General features: G+C 64.3%; 19 protein-coding genes and 1 tRNA gene. 7 read left to right on the forward strand and 13 right to left on the reverse strand.

Features of this window, described 5'->3' with window-relative positions; genetic code table 11:
* Positions 1-11: 11 nt before the first annotated feature.
* Together wzm and ACQP1T_RS01350 are read right to left on the reverse strand one after the other, a co-directional pair.
* On the reverse strand, positions 12-890 hold the full coding sequence (gene wzm / locus ACQP1T_RS01345) for a galactan export ABC transporter permease subunit Wzm/RfbD (RefSeq protein WP_433762564.1): 879 nt from the start codon (positions 888-890) through the stop codon (positions 12-14).
* Between the two features lie 317 nt (positions 891-1,207).
* The gene (locus tag ACQP1T_RS01350; RefSeq protein WP_433758122.1) at positions 1,208-1,816 is read right to left on the reverse strand and encodes a bacterial proteasome activator family protein; all 609 of its coding nucleotides are present in this window, start codon (positions 1,814-1,816) and stop codon (positions 1,208-1,210) included.
* A 228-nt stretch (positions 1,817-2,044) separates the two neighbouring features.
* Between ACQP1T_RS01350 and ACQP1T_RS01355 the strand changes: the two genes are divergently transcribed.
* Positions 2,045-3,247 carry a cysteine desulfurase-like protein gene (locus ACQP1T_RS01355; protein ID WP_433758123.1) on the forward strand — a complete coding sequence of 401 codons (1,203 nt, stop codon included), beginning with the start codon at positions 2,045-2,047 and terminating at the stop codon, positions 3,245-3,247.
* Positions 3,248-3,297: 50 nt separating this feature from the next.
* Here the strand turns inward: ACQP1T_RS01355 and ACQP1T_RS01360 are convergent, their stop codons facing one another.
* Entirely contained in the window at positions 3,298-4,299 is a 1,002-nt protein-coding gene (locus ACQP1T_RS01360) for an NAD(P)H-quinone oxidoreductase (protein WP_433758124.1), read from the reverse strand.
* A gap of 159 nt (positions 4,300-4,458) precedes the next feature.
* Between ACQP1T_RS01360 and ACQP1T_RS01365 the strand changes: the two genes are divergently transcribed.
* The 3 genes from ACQP1T_RS01365 (at position 4,459) to ACQP1T_RS01375 (ending at position 6,420) form a co-directional block, all read left to right on the forward strand.
* Positions 4,459-5,634, forward strand: a complete 1,176-nt coding sequence (locus ACQP1T_RS01365) for a lactate 2-monooxygenase (RefSeq protein ID WP_433758125.1) — start codon at positions 4,459-4,461, stop codon at positions 5,632-5,634.
* A 129-nt stretch (positions 5,635-5,763) separates the two neighbouring features.
* Positions 5,764-6,291 carry a MarR family winged helix-turn-helix transcriptional regulator gene (locus tag ACQP1T_RS01370; RefSeq protein ID WP_433758126.1) on the forward strand — a complete coding sequence of 176 codons (528 nt, stop codon included), beginning with the start codon at positions 5,764-5,766 and terminating at the stop codon, positions 6,289-6,291.
* Positions 6,292-6,335: 44 nt separating this feature from the next.
* Positions 6,336-6,420 (forward strand) — tRNA-Ser (locus tag ACQP1T_RS01375).
* A 15-nt stretch (positions 6,421-6,435) separates the two neighbouring features.
* On the opposite strand, the gene ACQP1T_RS01380 is transcribed toward ACQP1T_RS01375, so the two are convergent.
* The 10 genes from ACQP1T_RS01380 to ACQP1T_RS01425 form a co-directional block, all read right to left on the reverse strand.
* Positions 6,436-7,659, reverse strand: a complete 1,224-nt coding sequence (locus ACQP1T_RS01380) for a tyrosine-type recombinase/integrase (protein ID WP_433758128.1) — start codon at positions 7,657-7,659, stop codon at positions 6,436-6,438.
* Positions 7,656-7,835: a helix-turn-helix domain-containing protein gene (locus ACQP1T_RS01385; protein WP_433758129.1), complete on the reverse strand. Its 180-nt coding sequence runs from the start codon at positions 7,833-7,835 to the stop codon at positions 7,656-7,658. The genes ACQP1T_RS01380 and ACQP1T_RS01385 overlap by 4 nt, the downstream gene beginning before the upstream one ends.
* Before the next feature lie 12 nt (positions 7,836-7,847).
* On the reverse strand, positions 7,848-9,626 hold the full coding sequence (locus ACQP1T_RS01390) for a replication initiator (protein ID WP_433758130.1): 1,779 nt from the start codon (positions 9,624-9,626) through the stop codon (positions 7,848-7,850).
* Positions 9,623-10,063 carry a hypothetical protein gene (locus tag ACQP1T_RS01395; protein WP_433758131.1) on the reverse strand — a complete coding sequence of 147 codons (441 nt, stop codon included), beginning with the start codon at positions 10,061-10,063 and terminating at the stop codon, positions 9,623-9,625. Before ACQP1T_RS01395 ends, ACQP1T_RS01390 begins: the two co-directional genes overlap by 4 nt.
* Positions 10,064-10,217: 154 nt before the next feature.
* Positions 10,218-10,403, reverse strand: coding sequence for a hypothetical protein (locus tag ACQP1T_RS01400; protein ID WP_433758132.1), 186 nt, complete (start codon positions 10,401-10,403; stop codon positions 10,218-10,220).
* Positions 10,400-10,732 carry a hypothetical protein gene (locus tag ACQP1T_RS01405; RefSeq protein WP_433758133.1) on the reverse strand — a complete coding sequence of 111 codons (333 nt, stop codon included), beginning with the start codon at positions 10,730-10,732 and terminating at the stop codon, positions 10,400-10,402. Before ACQP1T_RS01405 ends, ACQP1T_RS01400 begins: the two co-directional genes overlap by 4 nt.
* The gene (locus ACQP1T_RS01410) at positions 10,729-12,003 is read right to left on the reverse strand and encodes an FtsK/SpoIIIE domain-containing protein (RefSeq protein WP_433758134.1); all 1,275 of its coding nucleotides are present in this window, start codon (positions 12,001-12,003) and stop codon (positions 10,729-10,731) included. Before ACQP1T_RS01410 ends, ACQP1T_RS01405 begins: the two co-directional genes overlap by 4 nt.
* A gap of 16 nt (positions 12,004-12,019) precedes the next feature.
* Positions 12,020-12,655: a DUF2637 domain-containing protein gene (locus ACQP1T_RS01415; protein WP_433758135.1), complete on the reverse strand. Its 636-nt coding sequence runs from the start codon at positions 12,653-12,655 to the stop codon at positions 12,020-12,022.
* Between the two features lies 1 nt (position 12,656).
* Positions 12,657-12,917: a hypothetical protein gene (locus ACQP1T_RS01420; protein WP_433758136.1), complete on the reverse strand. Its 261-nt coding sequence runs from the start codon at positions 12,915-12,917 to the stop codon at positions 12,657-12,659.
* A 14-nt stretch (positions 12,918-12,931) separates the two neighbouring features.
* The gene (locus tag ACQP1T_RS01425) at positions 12,932-13,372 is read right to left on the reverse strand and encodes a hypothetical protein (RefSeq protein WP_433758137.1); all 441 of its coding nucleotides are present in this window, start codon (positions 13,370-13,372) and stop codon (positions 12,932-12,934) included.
* A 138-nt stretch (positions 13,373-13,510) separates the two neighbouring features.
* On the opposite strand from ACQP1T_RS01425, the gene ACQP1T_RS01430 reads away from it, so the two are divergent.
* The 3 genes from ACQP1T_RS01430 to ACQP1T_RS01440 all read left to right on the forward strand — a co-directional run bounded on the left by ACQP1T_RS01430 (position 13,511) and on the right by ACQP1T_RS01440 (position 16,757).
* Positions 13,511-13,867 (forward strand): GntR family transcriptional regulator, encoded by a 357-nt coding sequence (locus tag ACQP1T_RS01430; RefSeq protein ID WP_433758138.1) that lies wholly within the window; start codon positions 13,511-13,513, stop codon positions 13,865-13,867.
* 223 nt (positions 13,868-14,090) lie between these two features.
* Positions 14,091-15,446: a hypothetical protein gene (locus ACQP1T_RS01435; RefSeq protein WP_433758139.1), complete on the forward strand. Its 1,356-nt coding sequence runs from the start codon at positions 14,091-14,093 to the stop codon at positions 15,444-15,446.
* A gap of 1,083 nt (positions 15,447-16,529) precedes the next feature.
* Entirely contained in the window at positions 16,530-16,757 is a 228-nt protein-coding gene (locus ACQP1T_RS01440) for a hypothetical protein (protein WP_433758140.1), read from the forward strand.
* Positions 16,758-16,895: the final 138 nt, after the last annotated feature.

Genomic DNA, 16,895 nt, shown 5'->3' on the forward strand with positions numbered 1-16,895 from the left:
GGCCCGATCTCCTATACCCAGTACGGCACGCGCGAACGGTACTGCTTCATGGCGAAGATCGCCACGATCCAGCCGACTACGGTGATGGTGCCGACGATCACCCAGTGATACAGATGCTGATCATCACCGAGCAGCGGCGCGCGGACGATCTCCAGGTAATGGAAGGTCGGCACGATTTCGGCCAGCTTCGCGCGCTCGCTCACCTGACCGCCCTGTTCTGCCAGGCTTTTCGTATTCCACATGACCGGCGTGAGCACGAACAGCATCAGCGTGAGGCTGCCGAGGATCGGTGCGATATCGCGGTAGCGGGTGCTGAAGATGCCGAACACGATCGAGACCCACATCGAGTTGAGGAACAGCAGCCCGAGCGCGGGGATCGCGAATATCGCGGTCCAGTGCAGTTTTTCCCAGACGCCGAATGCGAACAGCACCACAACATAAATCAGCATGTTGTGCGCGAAGAACAGCAATTGCCGCCAGACCAGGCGATAGACGTGCACGCTCAGCGCCGACGGCAGCTGTTTGATCAGCCCCTCATTGGCGATGAACACATCCGAACCCTCGAGGATGCTGGCCTGGATCACATTCCAGACGATGATGCCGACGGCCACATACGGCAGATACGACTTGATCGATTGGCCGAGCAGCGCGGAGTACAGAATGCCGATCGCGGCGGCCTGCACACCGGTCGCGATGGTGATCCAGAACGGACCGAGTACCGAGCGCCGATAGCGCTGTTTGATGTCCTGCCAGCCGAGCGACAGCCACAGCTCGCGCTGCGTGAAGCCGCCGCGGAAGTCCTTGAACGCGCGACCGAAGGTCTGCGAGTCCGAGACGATCGCAGTCGCGACGGCCTCGTCGGAGGCGGGCGTTTCCGCGTCGGAGCTCACCGGATGCTCCGGCGCGGTGTCTTCAGCAGGCACGGAGGCCTCATCGGAACTCTCGTCGGTACGCGATTGGCTGGTATCTGAACGCACTGAACCCTCTTCAGGACGATCCGAGCTCTCATCGGGACGCGCCGTATTCACATCGGAGACCGAGTCGGGGCGGGCGGCAGCGGACGGCACGGTGCTCGACACTACCCTCGCGATTCCCCGCGGCGTGAGCGGCGGGGCCCGGAGGCGGTAGCGGAGCGTAACCGCCTAGGGCCCCGCGATCGCCGCAAATCAGACACCGCCGACCGGGCTTGCACTCGACTCGGTTCTACTCAGAGATATTGTCCGGAGCCGCCGATCGGCGGGTTCGACTGGCCCCCGCGTGGGTCGGCCGCGTGGATGCCGGGCGGCAGCGCACCCTGACGCATCTGTTCCAGCTGCGCCCGCGCCGCCATCTGCTGGGCGAACAGCGCCGTCTGGATGCCGTGGAAAAGGCCTTCCAACCAGCCGACGAGCTGGGCCTGAGCGATGCGGAGCTCGGCATCGGTTGGCACCGCGTCATCGGTGAACGGCAGCGTGAGCCGCTCCAGTTCCTCGCGCAATTCCGGTGCCAGACCCTGCTCGAGTTCGCGTACCGAGGATTTGTGGATCTCGCGCAGCCGGGTGCGGCTGGCATCGTCCAACGGAGCCGCGCGGACCTCTTCCAGCAATTGTTTGATCATGGTCCCGATGCGCATGACCTTCGCGGGCTGCTCGACCATATCGGCGAGCGATTCCTCGGCGTCGCCTTTACTGTCCGCATTGTCGGATTTCTCATCGCCGTCGGTAACGACCTGCGCGGTGAAGGGCGTGTCCGAGTCGGACTCGACCGGAATAGCCAGCGGCCTGCCGTCGGGTCCGATCACGACAATGGATTCGGGTGCTCCATCCGATTGCGTCATGGTCCCCATCATGTCGCGTCCGCCGCGAACGCGCTAAGTCGGTCGCCTTCGATCAGGTCACCGGGGCCGTGCCGCGGCCTAGAGCCGGCGTCTATTCTGTTCGGGTCGTGTGGTTCGGATTTGTTGAAAGTCGGTTGCCATGCTGAGTCCCAGTTCACTGCACCCCCGCCTGCCGGTGAGGGGGAACGCGGTTACCCAGGCTCGCCCGCTGCCCTTAGAGTGGCCAACATGACATACGACGTCGCGAGGGTTCGGGGCCTGATACCGTCCCTGGGCGACGGTTGGATCCATCTCGACCCGCAGGGCGGAATGCTGGTCCCGGATTCGGTATCTCGTGCCGTATCAACAGGTTTCCGAACCTCTTCGTTTTCCCATATCGGCCGCAATGGTGCCGCCGTTCGCAGTGCCGCGATTCTGGAGGCGGCGCGCGAGGCCGTCGCGGATCTCGTCGGCGGTGATCCGGCGGGCGTCGTGCTCGGACCGGACCGCGCGGTGTTGTTGGCCTGGTTGGCGGAGTCGCTGAGTTCACGGCTCGGCCTCGGCACCGGGATAGTGCTGTCCCGATTGGACGACGAGGCGAACGTCGCGCCGTGGTTGCGGATCGCGAACCGCTACGGCGCGCATGTGCGCTGGGCCGAGGTCGAGATCGAGACCTGCGAGATGCCGTCCTGGCAGTTCGAGGAATTGATCGGCCCGACCGCCCGGCTGGTCGCGCTGACCGCCGCATCGCCGATCGTCGGTTCGGCCCCCGCCGTACGGGTCGCGGCGGATCGGGTGCACGAAGTAGGTGGTCTGCTCGTCGCCGATTGCTTCGGCGCCGCGCCCTACGCGCTCATCGATATCGACGAACTCAATGCCGATGTGGTCGCGTTGAGCGCCCCCGCGTGGGGTGGTCCGCAGATCGGCGCGCTGGTCTTCCGCGATCCGGCCTTCCTGGACCGGATCCCGTCGATGTCACTGAACCCCTACGCCAAGGGCGCCGAACGCCTCGAGGTCGGCGGCCACCAATACGCCCTGCTCGCCGGATTGACGACCTCCATCGATTTCCTCGCTGGCCTGGACGAGCGCGCCAGGGGTTCGCGCCGCGAGCGCCTGGAAGTCTCCATCACCTCGCTGCAGGACTACCACGACCAACTCTTCGAGCATCTGATGGACGTGCTCGACAAAATCTCCAACCTCACCGTCATCGGCCGCGCCTCCACCCGCATCCCCACCGTCAGCTTCACCATGGCAGGCATGCAAGCCGAAAAGGTCGCCGCCAAACTCGCCGACGCCCGCATCGGCACCTTGAGCGGCGTCCACGGTGGCAGCCGCTTGTTGGACGCTCTCGGCGTCAACGACGAAGGCGGGGCCGTAACCGTCGGCTTGGCCCCGTACACAACGAAATTCGAGATCGATCAACTGGGTCGGGCGCTGGCCGCGCTGGAGTGATGCTCGGTTCGGTCGCCGACGTCATCAGGTCCGCTATGGGAGCCCGTGGGTCAGGCCTCCCGAACGTTCAGGACCACCTTGCCGAAAGTTTCGGACGAGTCGAGGAGGCGGTGCGCCTCGGCGGCTTCGGTGATCGGGAGTTCGGCGTGGATGACCGGGGCGATGGTGCCGTCGGCGATCAGTGGCCAGATGTGACGGCGGAGTTCGGCGATGACGGTGGCCTTGCTGTTGGGGCCGGTGGTGGGGCGGTTGCGGACGTTGTTGGCGTGGATGCTGCCCCATTTGGCGAGCAGCGCACCGAGATTCAGCTCGGCGGTTACTCCGCCCTGCATGCCGATCACCACGAGGCGGCCGTGCGGTGCCAGCGCGTCGACGTTTCGTGAAAGGTAGGCGGCGCCCATGATGTCGAGGATGATGTCGGCGCCGGGACCGCCCGCACCGTTCTCGGCACGGATCGCGGCGACGAAATCGTCTTCGTGGTAGTTGATCAGCACGCTCGCGCCCAACTCGCGGCACCGCTTCAGCTTCTCCGCCGAGCCCGCGGTCACGGCCACTCGCGCACCTCGGCTCACCGCGACTTGAATGGCGTGCGTACCGATTCCGCTGCCGCCGCCGTGGATCAACACCAACTGTCCCGCGTCCAGCCCGGCGGTCATCGCGAGATTCGACCACACCGTGGCCGCCGCCTCGGGCAGCCCGGCCGCGGCACCCAGATCGAGCCCGTCGGGCACCGGCAGCACCTGCGTTGCGGCAACCACGACCTTCTCCGCATAGCCGCCACCGGACAGCAGCGCGCACACCCGATCGCCGACCTGCCAATCCCGCACCCCATCACCGACTTCGGCGATGATCCCCGAACATTCCAACCCCATGACCTCACTGGCACCGGGCGGCGGCGGATAGAACCCGCGCCGCTGCAACAGATCCGCGCGATTCACCCCGGCCGCGGCAACCTCGATCAGCACCTCCCCATGCCCCGGCACCGGATCGGCCGCCTCGCCCCACTGCATCACCTCGGGTCCCCCGAACCCGTTCAATTCGATAGCGCGCACCGCCCCATCCTGCCCCCATCCACTCATCCTCGCGAGCACCCACCCGTCTGCCGGGTATTCGGCTCCCACGACTGCGGCACCTCCCGCTGGAACGGTTGGCGTCGGCGCAATATGCCGAGCTGCCTGCGGGGATGCGGGCGGGCGACTAGCGTTCCGGGCGTGAGCAGCTTCGTCGACTTCCAGAACGAGATCTACCTGGGTGGTCTGGGTGGTGTGGTGCCCGAATTGCCGTTGACGGCTGCGGGTTTGGAAGAGCGGGCGCGCGAGGTGCTGAGCAAGGAAGCCTTCGCGTATGTCGCGGGGAGTGCGTCCGGGGAGCGGACGGCGGCGGCCAATCGGTCCGCATTCGACCGGTACCGAATTGTGCCGCGGATGTTGCGCGGCACCTCGGGGCCGGGGGCGCGCGATCTGTCGGTGGAGGTGCTCGGGACGCGACTGGCCGCGCCGGTGCTGACGGCGCCGGTCGGGGTGCTGGAGTTGCTGCACGAGGGTGGCGAGGTGATCGTCGCCGAGGTCACGAAGGAACTCGGGGTCGGTTCCGTGCTCTCGACGGCGGCCTCGTCCACCATCGAGGATGTCGGGGCCGCGGCCGGTAGCTGGTGGTATCAGCTGTACTGGCCCGCCGACAACGAGCTGGCCAGATCGTTCGTCGAGCGCGCGGCGCGGGCGGGTGCGTCGGCCATTGTCGTCACCGTCGACACCCCGAGCCTGGGTTGGCGACCCCGCGATCTGGAGCTCGCGCATCTGCCCTTCCTGCACGGCAAGGGCATCGCCAACTATCTATCGGATCCGGTCTTTCGCGCGAAGCTTTCCGTGCCGCCGGAAGAGAGCGAGGATGCGATGCGAGCCGCGATCCTCGCCTGGAGCGGCGTATTCGGCAACCATGCCCTGCGCCTGGCCGACTTGGTCCACCTCCGGGAGTGGACCGATCTGCCGATCGCGGTCAAGGGCATCCTGCATCCGGACGACGCCCGTCAAGTCGTCGACGCGGGGGCCGACGCGGTGGTCGTCAGCAATCACGGCGGCCGTCAGGTCGACGGCGCCATCGCCGCGCTCGACGCCCTCCCCTCCGTGGTCGCCACCATCGGCGACCGCGCGGACGTCCTGTTCGACTCCGGCATCCGCACCGGATCGGACATGCTCACCGCGCTGGCACTCGGCGCGAAGGCGGTGCTCTACGGCCGCCCATGGGCATACGGTCTCGGCATCGCGGGTCCAGCGGGGGTGCGCCACGCGTTGCGCGTCCTGCTCGCGGATTTCGACTCCGTCATGGGCCTGTCCGGATGCGCGAACCCGGCCGAGCTCGACCGTTCACTGATCGCGACAATCCGCTGAATCGTCCCTCGGTACCGGCCCGTCGGCACGATCGCGCGTTTGTTCGCTCGGATTTCGGGCGGCACCCTCGGCGTAAGCTCCGCGGGCTTGATTGATCGTTTGTTCAGCTTTTTCTCTGACGTCCAGGGTATGCGTTTGCCCTGTTCAGGCGCGCTTAGAATAGAGCTTGTGCAACCCGAACCGAGCAGTCACGCGCCCGCCGAGCCGAAGTGGCTCTCGTCGTCGCAGCAGCGTGCCTGGCGGGCCTATATGGACGGTAACCAGCGCTTGGCGACGGCACTCAACCGTCAACTGCAACGCGACTCCGACCTCACCCTCGCCGAATACCGGATCCTCGTCCTACTCTCCGAGGCCCCCGACCGTTCGCTGCGCATGAGCGAACTGGCCGATGGCGTGCTGTCTTCACGCAGTCGACTCACCCATCAGATCCGCCGTCTGGAAACCCAGCGGATGGTCCGCCGCAACACCTGCCTCGAGGACGGCCGCGGCGTACTCGCCGAACTCACCGAGGAAGGTATGCGTCGGCTGGAGGCCGCCGCCCCCGGTCACGTCGAGGCGGTCCGCCGCAACTTCATCGACCTACTCGGTCCCGAACAACTCGACATAGTCGGCGAGGTCTTCGCCCGAGTCGACCACGAAATAGGCAACACCGACTGACCCCTCGGCAGACGGCGCCCGGCAACGGGTACTCTCGTTGGCCTGGAGACGTGGCAGAGCGGCCGAATGCACTCGCCTTGAAAGCGAGCGTCGCGAGAGCGACCGGGGGTTCAAATCCCTCCGTCTCCGCAATCAACACCCTGGTCACGCTGTTGGCCTGCGGCGTCCGCGTGTTCGAATCGGTCGAACGCCAGCCGTCTTGTCACGGCTTGTCACAACAGCATTCAAACTCCGGGCGGCATCGGCCAGGGCATCAGGCTGGCTGTGGACATAAGTCCGCATCGTGAACGCGGCATCGCAGTGCCCAAGCCACGCCGACACAACCACAATCGGAACGTTCTGAAGATGCAGCAGGGTGCCGCAGGTATGCCGGGCATCGTGCAACCGGATGTGACGCACTTTGGCGGATCCACAGACCCGGTTCCATTCTCGCGACAGCCAATCCGGGTGCACCGGGTGCCCGGCTTCATCGCACACCACGTACTCACCCGGTCCGTAGCTAGCGCCCAACTCTAGCCGTTCCGCTGCCTGGGCAGCCTTAGCCCGTTTCAGGGCATCGCTGATCACCGGCGTAAGCGGCAAGGTGCGCTTCGATTTCTCCGTCTTGGTCTCCTTCTCAATGACCTCCCCGTCGACCTGAATCCGAGTGTTCGTGATGGTCACCGTTCCAGCTCTGAAATCCACATCAGACCAACGCAAACCGGCGATTTCTCCGCGACGGAGACCGGACAGCGCCAGGTGCCATGCGTGCCCGGCACGGACTCGATCAGCGACCGCGAGCACTTTCCGCACCTCAGCCGCACCGTAGGTATCCATCTCCTTCCGCGATCCGGGCACCCGATCGACCAGCTCCGCGACATTGCGCGCCAAACGGCCCTGTCCCATCTGCGAATCGAGCACCTTGCCGACAATCCGCAGCATCGGGTTTATGGTCTGGGCGTTCCACGTCTTGCACGGCCGCCCGTGCGCGTAGACGAATTCGCCGTCTTGCAAGTCGCTTACCAGGTTGTCCAGGTGAGCCTTGGCCAATTGCTGAACAGGAAGTGACCCATGGCGATCACGGAGAGGCTGAAGCGCATGCCGGTACGCCGCTTTCGTGCTCTTGGCAATCCGCTTGCCGTCAAGCCACTCCGCACACGCCTGCTCGATGGTGATCACAGACCGAGCGACATAGGAACCACTCGAAACGGCATTAGCGACCTTGGCCAACGCATCACGAGCTTCCCTCTCGGTGCGATACCGCTTGCGAGTCTGCCGACGCCTGCCCGTTGTCGGATCCGTTCCGGCCTCGGCCGTGACCTGGTAACGAATCTCGCCGCTCGCGAGGGTGAGCTTCTCAATCTGCGGCGGTAACTGCCGTCGACTCATGCCGCCGCATTCTGGTCGAGACGGGCGATGTAGTCGGTAATGGCCTGTTCGGTAACGAAGCGACGGCGGCCGATCTTGACCGAGCGCAGTTCACCGGACCCGATCAGCTCGTAGTACTTGCTGTGCCCGATCGGGATCAGCTTGCGGACTTCGGACTCGTTGAGAAGTTTGGACATGACGGTCCCTCCCTATGCTGCGGATTGCTGAACGGTCGAAAGGTCTTGCGGTGCACCGGTCCCCCGGTTTTCGCCTGGTGGTCCTTCGCTGATGGCGAGGCGGGCATTGGTGTATTGGGCGCGTTGGTTGATCCGGGCAGCGACCAACGCCATGACCAGATGTGAACGCGGTGGTGCGTCCTTGTCGCCAGGCCCGACCGGGGTGATCCGCAGGTGTGAGGTATCGGGCGGGTAGATGCCGACGCGGGCGAGTTCGGCGCGTACGAACTCCATGCGTTCGGCTTTGTGGTCGGGGACGGTCTTGCCGGTCCATTTGCCGGAGACCAGGACACGGCGACCGGGCAGGCCGAGAGTGTCACGGCGGTGGGCGTTGGCCTTGCATTTGCCGGGCACGGTTTTCTCGTTGGCGCCCTTGGGCACGATGCCGTAGAGCAGCCACACCCCGCAGCCCGGCGAGCACGGTGTGACACACAGTTCGGCGTGAAGACGGTCGTAGTGCTCGGCCACCCGCCGCGAACCAGGGCTGAGCAGTTCGCCCAGGGACTTGGTCAGGTACTTGGTCAGGTAGCGGACACCCTTGTCCATGCCCTCGGTGTTGGCGATGATCTGCTGTGCGTCGGTCTGGCCGCCGAACTTGAGGGTGTGCGCGGGATCTGGCTTGACCTCGTCTATCACTGCCAGCGCGTCATCCCAATAGATCAACGGTTTGTGGGTACGCGGGTCGGTGAAAGTACCGGCCGAATAATCCCAGACCGGCATGTTGGCGTCGCCGTACACGGGCTGGTCGAAATGCGGCCAGTGGATGTTGACGTAGGTCGCCGCGGTGACCTGATAGAGCAGTTTCTTGGAGAACGAGCCACGCAACGCCAGGTGAATGTGTGGAGCCGCGCGCTTCTGCGGTTCCACCGTCGCGAAATACTGGACGTTCCAGCCCACCGCGCGACGCAAGTTCTCAATCCACTTGGAAAACAGCTTGGCCATGTGGATCGTGTCACGGGCCTGACGCGTGTAGTCATAGGACTCCGGGTCACGCGGGGAACCGTCGGACACCATTTTCCCGGTTTCCGGGTCGCGGACACGGTTGATGTGCCCGAAGGAATCCAGGGTGATGGTGAAGAACGTTGAGGGCCGGTACTTACCGTTCGCGTACGCCCGCCCGATCGTGGTCTTTTCCACCTTCCTACGCGGCAAATCGGGCAGATCGTCACGACGGCGGGTCGACTTGGCTTTACGGCGCGGCTTCTCATCCAGTGCGGGCAGGCGGCCGCGCACACCGAGTTCCCGCAGCTCGACATCGAGGTCAGCCACCAACGCTTTGATCGCATCCGCAAGTTCGTGATCACCGGCGCTGCAAGCGTCGTGGTAGTCGGTGAAAAGCTTTGCGCGACTGCCTAATACGTCCTCCTGCGCTTGGGTCGGTTCGGTCTTGGTGTCGACCGGTTCGTGTTCGGCGCACCATCCCTCACGCAGCTGAGTCATGCGCAGGTACCGGTTCGCTTTGGCGCACGCCGGGCACGTCGAAGCGTTCGTGGACTTGCACGGTGCACCGACATAGGAAGTCCGCGAGGTGATCGGGTCGAACGCCCGCATGGGAACAACCCGGGCGCATACGCCTTCCTTCTCGGCGGCGTGTTCGGCGATATCGGTGATGTCGGGCATTGCGCGTCGCTCGGCGGCGGTAACCCGGTTGGGGGCGACACCGGCGATTGGTGTGGTTTGGTGGGTGGATGGCCCGGAGGCCGGATCAGGGGTGGTGTCCCCGGTCCGGCCTGGGTCGATCATGTCGGTCATGCCACGTCCTTCAACTCGTCCGGTAGGGCGGCGGATGTGGGTGGAACTTGTTGGTAGAGAACGATTTCCACTGTTCCGGGGCCGACGATCGCGGCGTCGCAACCCGCGGCACCGAAGACCTCAGCGAGCCGGGTGGTGCGGTTCTCGTAGTCGGCGGGGCAATGCCCGTGCAGCATCCGCACCCGAACCCGATCGACGGTGTCCCCGATACGAACCGACAGCAGACGCGGAACACGGGTCACACCGTCGGTGGTGAGGGTGAGCCGGGCAGCGATCATGCGGCGGGTCCAACGCAGGCGGTAGCGGTACCACCCCAGATAGCGGGCACGCACCGGGGAACTGATCCAGCGCCGGAAGGTGCGCGGACTGCGAAACCGCCACAGCACCACTCCCGCAATGGATACCTCACCCGCGAAAGCCGCTGTCCACCAAATCATTTCGGTGATCTCCCTTCGGGTGTTGGTTCGAACAAGGCGAGTTGGTTACGGCAGGGGTCGTGCAGGTCCTTGCGCTTGGAGCGTGATTTCCGGATCGAGGCGGCTGCCTTGGCGACGATCGGATTCGTTGCCTGCCCTGCCGGTTTGTTGGTGGTCATGCCGCCCAGTCCCCGCCGTCGTAGTCGTCACCGCCCCACGCCGGGAGTGTCCCGGTTTCGGCGAGCAGGTGAACCGCGACCGAGACCGGGTCCAGGCCCCGGGCTTGCAGCTGGCAGCGCCGGCGGGCTTGCAGGTCGATAACGTTGTCGTCGTAATCGCGAACGGTGTGGTTGGTGTTCATGACAGGGCCTCGATTTCTGTCTCGCAGATGCCGCACACGGTGCAGGTGCGGGAACGGGTGGTTTTGCTGGGCAGTCGCACGAGGGCGCGGCCGGGGTCGGGGAAGGTGTGACCGTGCTCGGTGCAGCGGGCCAGGGCTTGGCAGCCGTCGCAGACGACCCTGTCGCCGTCATAGAGCCAACCGACCCCAGCAGATCGGGAGCTCAGGTAGGCCACGGCTTGGTTGGTGGAATCGAAACAGGCCGATTCACCGTCGGACTCGCAGTAGACGTCGCCGCAGACGTCGCAGTAGATGACCACGTGTACCTCGGTGACGAGCCCGGTTTTCATGCCGCACGCCCCTGGGTGAAGTCGGCCAAATCGACCGGACGCGGGACCGGGGTGTACTGGGCGACGATCCGGTCGACATCGGCGTCGGTGACCATGAACGCCCGAGCCCGCCGGAACCCCGCTGTACCGTCTTCCTGCACGTAGCACACACCCGGTGTCGAGTGCGGGATACGGTCGCAGTAGGAGCCACGGTTACGAGCGCCCTGACCGTGGATCATCGCGACCTGACCGGGTTCGTCCATGCGCATACCGACCCGATACGGGAGCAACTGCCGTTGCGGCACATTCTCTTTCGACGGATCGATCACCGTCTCGATCACCGAATACAGTGGCGCCCGCCCCTGCGAGAGCAGCAGACCGTGAGCACGTTCGAAACGTTGCTGCATCTTCGGGCTAGCGAACGCCGACAGTGTCGCCGCCTCATCGATGATCGTGACAACGAGGGGGTTCTGCGGCGTCGGAACCGGTTTGCGGACCTTGCCGCGGTAGCGTTGCGTGGCTTCCTGCAGGTCGGTGACGGTCTCTTCCAGCAATCCCACCATTTCCTCTTCGGTGGTGCAGGCGAACCGAGTGCACAAAGGTTCCAGGTATCCCAGTTCCATGCCGCCCTTCGGGTCGATCACCCGCAGATCCACCCGCCCAGACCGGATCGCCGGACCCATGCCGTTGACCAGCGACCACAACAGACTCGACTTACCCGAACCCATACCGCCACCGGCGAGAAGATGACGGCCCTGAATCGGAACAGTCCAGATCGCACCGTCCTCGAACACCCCTGCGGCGACCGCTTCCAAGTCCACATGATCAGGGACTTCCACCGGCACAGGTACCGGTTCGGCGAGGGTGTCATGCACCCGGACCTGCAGGCGAACGAATCCCGGATATTCCGACAGCGCGGTCACTTCCGGAACGCCGATGTACTGGGCCAACGCGTCCAGAGTGTCCTGATCGGTCCAGTCCGAGAGCTTGTGTCCGCCGCGCATCTGCACGTCCACATCCAGCCCGTAGGCCGTGTACTCGACATCCAGGACCGTGGGGAAACCCTCATCGATCGAGCCGAAACCCAGCTCACGCCACAACATGAATTCCTGCTGACGATCACAAAACACCAGAACCGACGCCTTCAACGGCATCGGTGCCGCCCGCACCCAATCAGCGACCGTTTCCGCACGGACAGCGGGCTTGCACCGGGACCAATACGCCATCCGCGCCGCCATGCCCACACCACCAGCCATCGCAGCCAGCGGAGGCAACATCGTTGTCAAACTCATTGTCAATCAACACCTTTCAGAAAATCGTGAGCGGAGCAGCCGCAGGCAGCAACGGAGCAGCCGGGCGCGAAGGAATGTGGTGGATGGTGCGCACCGGCGCGGGAACCACCGGCGCAGCCGGGACCTCGGCCACCACAGGGGGCGCAGGGACTTCGACAGGCTCAGGCACGGCAACCGGGAGTCGAGGCGTTGAAGCGGCCACGGGAGCGGAATCCGGTGCAGGAATGTCTGATTCGACCGGTGCGGGTTGGCGAGTGCGCAACAGCACCGCCAGGCCGTGTGTATCGATCAACAAAGCAGCCGGGGCGATCACCGCGAGCACAGCAGCACCGATCCCATTACCCGACACCAGAGCGTGAGCGATGTTGCCGCCGATCGAGACCGCAGCCCCAGCGATCAGAACACGCTCGAACCATTTGCGGTCGTCGCTCTCGGCCAACGCCAGCACAGCGATGGTGGCCTGAATGATGGTGCCGTCCACGATGACCGGGAACAGCCACGCCAACCGCTCAGGCGTATGCGCCTTGACCGCGAGGTCCTGCAGCGCCGCGAACGACAATACGAACGCCGCGACACCGATGACCACGACAACGAGAACGGCGGACCAGCGAGCCCACGCCATCCCCTTGGACTGCTGATCCGCCGTGTCCATCTCAGGCCGCCTCAGCCTGGACCGCAGCCCGTTCAGCCGCAGCGTGCTCGGCGGCATCGTGGAGCATCACAATCTGAGTCAGCGACTCCGCCAGAGTGCGAGCGTTCTCGATCGACAGGACCAGACGTGCATCACCGATGCCGCCGGGACCGTTCTCCAGATCGACCCACACCGTCGCACCGACAATCAGCCCGTCACCGATATCGCGTGCCGGGTGGTACTCGGCGTTCACGTCCTCGAATGAGCAACTCGATACCGTCATCCACGACATGGCGATCACGCGGCCTTCGAGGCGGCGGGCTGGTTGACCTTCGCACCGGAGTTGTCGCCAACGATGCCGGTCGCGCGGATGTTCCAGCCAATCGACTTGAACTCACCATTACCGACAACCTTCGGCTTGAGCATCAAGCCCTCCAGCTCGATCGGACGCAGGCCGGGCGAGATCTCCGGAGTCGACGGAACCGGCTGATGATCAGAGACGAACACGACATCGAAGCTGGCCTGCGCCGCTTTCCCGCCCGTGGGGTCCATGATCGTGGCCTTCCACAAGCGCTTACCGGTGCCGTTACCGTCACGATCGAAATCGAGCTGATGACGCTTCGGCGCACTGCGATCCTGATTGAACTCGGTAACCGCCTCGATATTGCCGAGCAGGAACACCCCCATCGGGAACGCCGTACGGAAATCGGTCGAAAGCCACATGTCCTTGAGTGCCACTGAAATCAACTCCTGTGTACTGATTGAGGTTTGCGTTGACCTATGTCTCCTAGATTACCAATGTCTCCCTAGGCCTGTCTAGGTATGTTGGTAACAGGTGCATAACCATGGGACCTAGGGCGTGGGTAGACTTGACTGATGCCTGATCAGCTGATGGACCCGGACGACACGCGCCCTATCTACGTGCGTATTGCCGACGAACTCCGCAAGGCGTACGAGCCCGGAACTCAGCTGGCCACCCCAGCGAAGATTGCCGCCAAATGGGGCGTAGCCAAAGCCACCGCCGAACGCGCTATCGACCTGCTTCGCTCGGAAGGTCTTGTCGTTGCATGGCAAGGTCGAGGAACCTTCTACCGCGCGCAACCTGAGCCGAGCGCTACAGATGATGACGCCGTCATCCTGCGCCGATTGGACGAGATCATGACTCGGCTGGATGACTTCGACGGTCGCCTTGCGGCGCTTGAGAGTCTTCGAGGACGCAAAGCCTCCGAGTAAGCCCCTCCAACCGAGTGGCTACGATCGCTAAACGTTCGCCGATCTGTGCCCGGTTCTCACTACTGATCTGCATGCAAATAGGCAACCTCAGCAGGCATTACAGACGAACCATGTGAATACCCATGTGAACCTCCGCCACCCCATGCGCGACCTTCTTCGGGGCTTTGCGCCGCGTATTATCGGCCAAGAGAACGAGTCCAACGCTCTCGGAAGGTGAACTACGGTGGCCGAGGCAAACACCGCTCTTGCGGAGCTGATCACTGAAGCCGGTATGTCTTGGGCAGGACTTGCCAAGCGCGTCAACGACCTTGGCGCCGACGAAGGTGAGGCCTTCCGCTACGACTACACAGCCGTAGGGCGCTGGGTGAAGCAGGGCCAGAAGCCACGTGGCATCACTCCAATCCTCCTCTGCCGGATCTTGTCCGGAAGACTTGGTCGGACCATCCAGCCGAGCGATATTGGGATGGAAGGAATGGAATCCTTGGCCGCACGAGGGCTTCGCTACTCACCCGATGCTGAGACCACGCTCGACACCATCCGCGATCTCGGCGCAGCCTACGTGAACGGCGCGTTCAACGCTCCGTTCATCATGGCGGCACTCGCCGCGCCAAGTAGGGATTGGCTACTCGCCGCCTTCGAGGAAGTCAACTCAGATCGTGGCCCCAGGGCAATCGGCATGCACCAGGTCGCCGGAATCCGCGACATGTTCAGCCTTTTTCAGGAGCTCGACGTGATGCGCGGCGGAGGCCACGCCCGTGCGGCCCTCGTAAGCTACATGAATAGCACGGTCATTCCGTTGATCCGCCGACAACATGAGCCAGACGTCCAGGCTGCCCTCTACGACGCAGCAGCTGAACAGGCATATCTCATCGGATGGATGGCCTATGACGATGGTGAGCATGGGCTTGCTCAGCGCTACCTGATCCAGGCGCTACGCCTTTCCCAAGCCGCAGAGAACCGGGTACTTGGCGCACACGTCCTTGCAGGCATGTCCGACCAAGCCAACCTACTTGGCCACACATACGAAGCGGTTGCCCTTGCCCGCGCAGGGCTGCATGGCATCACTCCCCACGATTCAGCCGCTTGCTACGCCGACCTCAGCATTCTCGAAGCCCGCGCGCTTTCCTCCCTGGGAGACGCGTCGGCAGCCACGAAAGCCCTCACCCGCGCGGAGAACACCTTCGGCACGATCGATCACGACAACGAACCCGAATGGGCACGGTTCATCGATCGCGCCTACTTCTTTGGTGAAGCCGCAAACTGCTTCCGCGACCTCAAACAGCCTGCCGAGATTGATCGGTTCGCCGCACTCTCAATCCGCGAATGCCAGGAACAAAGGCGTGCCCGTCGCGGTAGCTTGAGCCAAGCGGCCGTTGCCATGGCCCACATTCAACGAAACGACATCGAAGCTGCGGCGTCTCGCGCGAAAGTTGTTGTGCAACTTACTGCTTCCGTCAACTCGTCTCGCTCCTTGGAAGCTGTGAGCGACCTACAACGCAGCCTAAAACCCTACTCCTCAGTACCAGAAGTCCAGGACTTCAACCGCGACGCGTCGAACTTGCTCGGACTAGTCGCCTAAGTCGTCTTGCCGGGTACCTATACAGGTTCGCACCTACCCAGCCCGGGCACTGTCAAGTACCATCGAGGCCATCACGCGAGTGATGCCGAGCGGGTAGGACGCCGCAGCCACGACGCCCTACCCAGGTGGGATTAGCTAGCCAACCAAACTCGGCGGACCAACATGAGCGCCCCGGCGATCACGGCAGCACCGATCAAGACGATGCCGTAGTCGACCGGGGCCTTTGTTTTGCTCCGGCGATGTTTCGCCATCTCCCACCACCTCCTTCCTCGGCGCGATGCGGCCTGGACCAACTGCCACATCGCCCCTGAGCTGGAGGTGATCCCAGCGTACTCGAGCAGCCGAGCGGAATCACAAGAACGGCAACCGATTCCACGGCCCCCGTGTCGGACATCCTCAATCGCAGAGCGCCCGTCACCTCACGGAGTTGTTGCTGAATTTCGCTATATAGAGTCAAGCGCCTGCGGCGGCGCATGCGCGCCGCCGCCACGCAACCGGCGTGCCTGGCTGCGCTGGCGGCCCACCGGGCGCGTCGGCTGCACCCATGCGCTATCAGCAGGCCGCACGAACTCCTGAATGCTCAGACAGCACCTGCCCCGAGCCGCTGACGTTGGCCACAATGACGCCCGACAGCGAATTGCTGAACGGATCACCGAGACTGAATCGGCCGGCACTCTGCCCGATCGACGGCCACCAGCAACCCGGCTCTCATACGGTGCTGCCGCACGAGCTTCGCTCGCTTGCCTCAGAAGACCAGCCTGCCGAACCCGCGTACCTGGTCACCGAGCCGTCACCAGTCGGTGAATTGGGCGACGCCGACCCGAACACGTGGCCCGTAGGCGCAAGCCCTAGCCGCGGTAGTCGACCATCGTCACCACGATGTCGGGCAGCTGATCGAGGTAGCGGCAGCATGTCCTTTCCGGTGGGGCGACCTGACTGATTCGAGGGCTATCACAACCGCGGCGGGCATCAAGAGCGCCTACGGCGTCACTACGTGATCAGCATTCGCTGACTCTTGACACCCACCACGGCCGTGATCGAGACGCCCTCAGTCAGATCGCCCCACCGGAAAGGACACCCACCATGAGCTACCCCATCGATCAGCTGCCCGACCTCTCCAGCATCGGCGGCACCTGGACCACCGTCACTGTCCGCGACTGCGCCTACGGCGGGCCTGTCCGGGTCGGCGTCGCCCAATTCCCCGACTGGGAATGGCCCTACACCCCCGCCAAGTGCCCGATCCAGCACGGCAGCTGGTACCTCAACGGCACACTCCTCCTCTGCAACGGCTGCGGCAGCGACGGCACCTAAACCACCCGACCGGGGGCTACGGCCCCCACCCAGCCTCCGGGCCACCGGCAACGACGCCGGACAGCGAGCCGTCAACGACGCCGACTCCAGGCCCGGACCCCGGTCCCTGACTAACCGGGGGCACGCTATCCGGCGCGG

Source organism: Nocardia sp. CA-135398, assembly GCF_050955845.1.
Lineage (GTDB): Bacteria > Actinomycetota > Actinomycetes > Mycobacteriales > Mycobacteriaceae > Nocardia.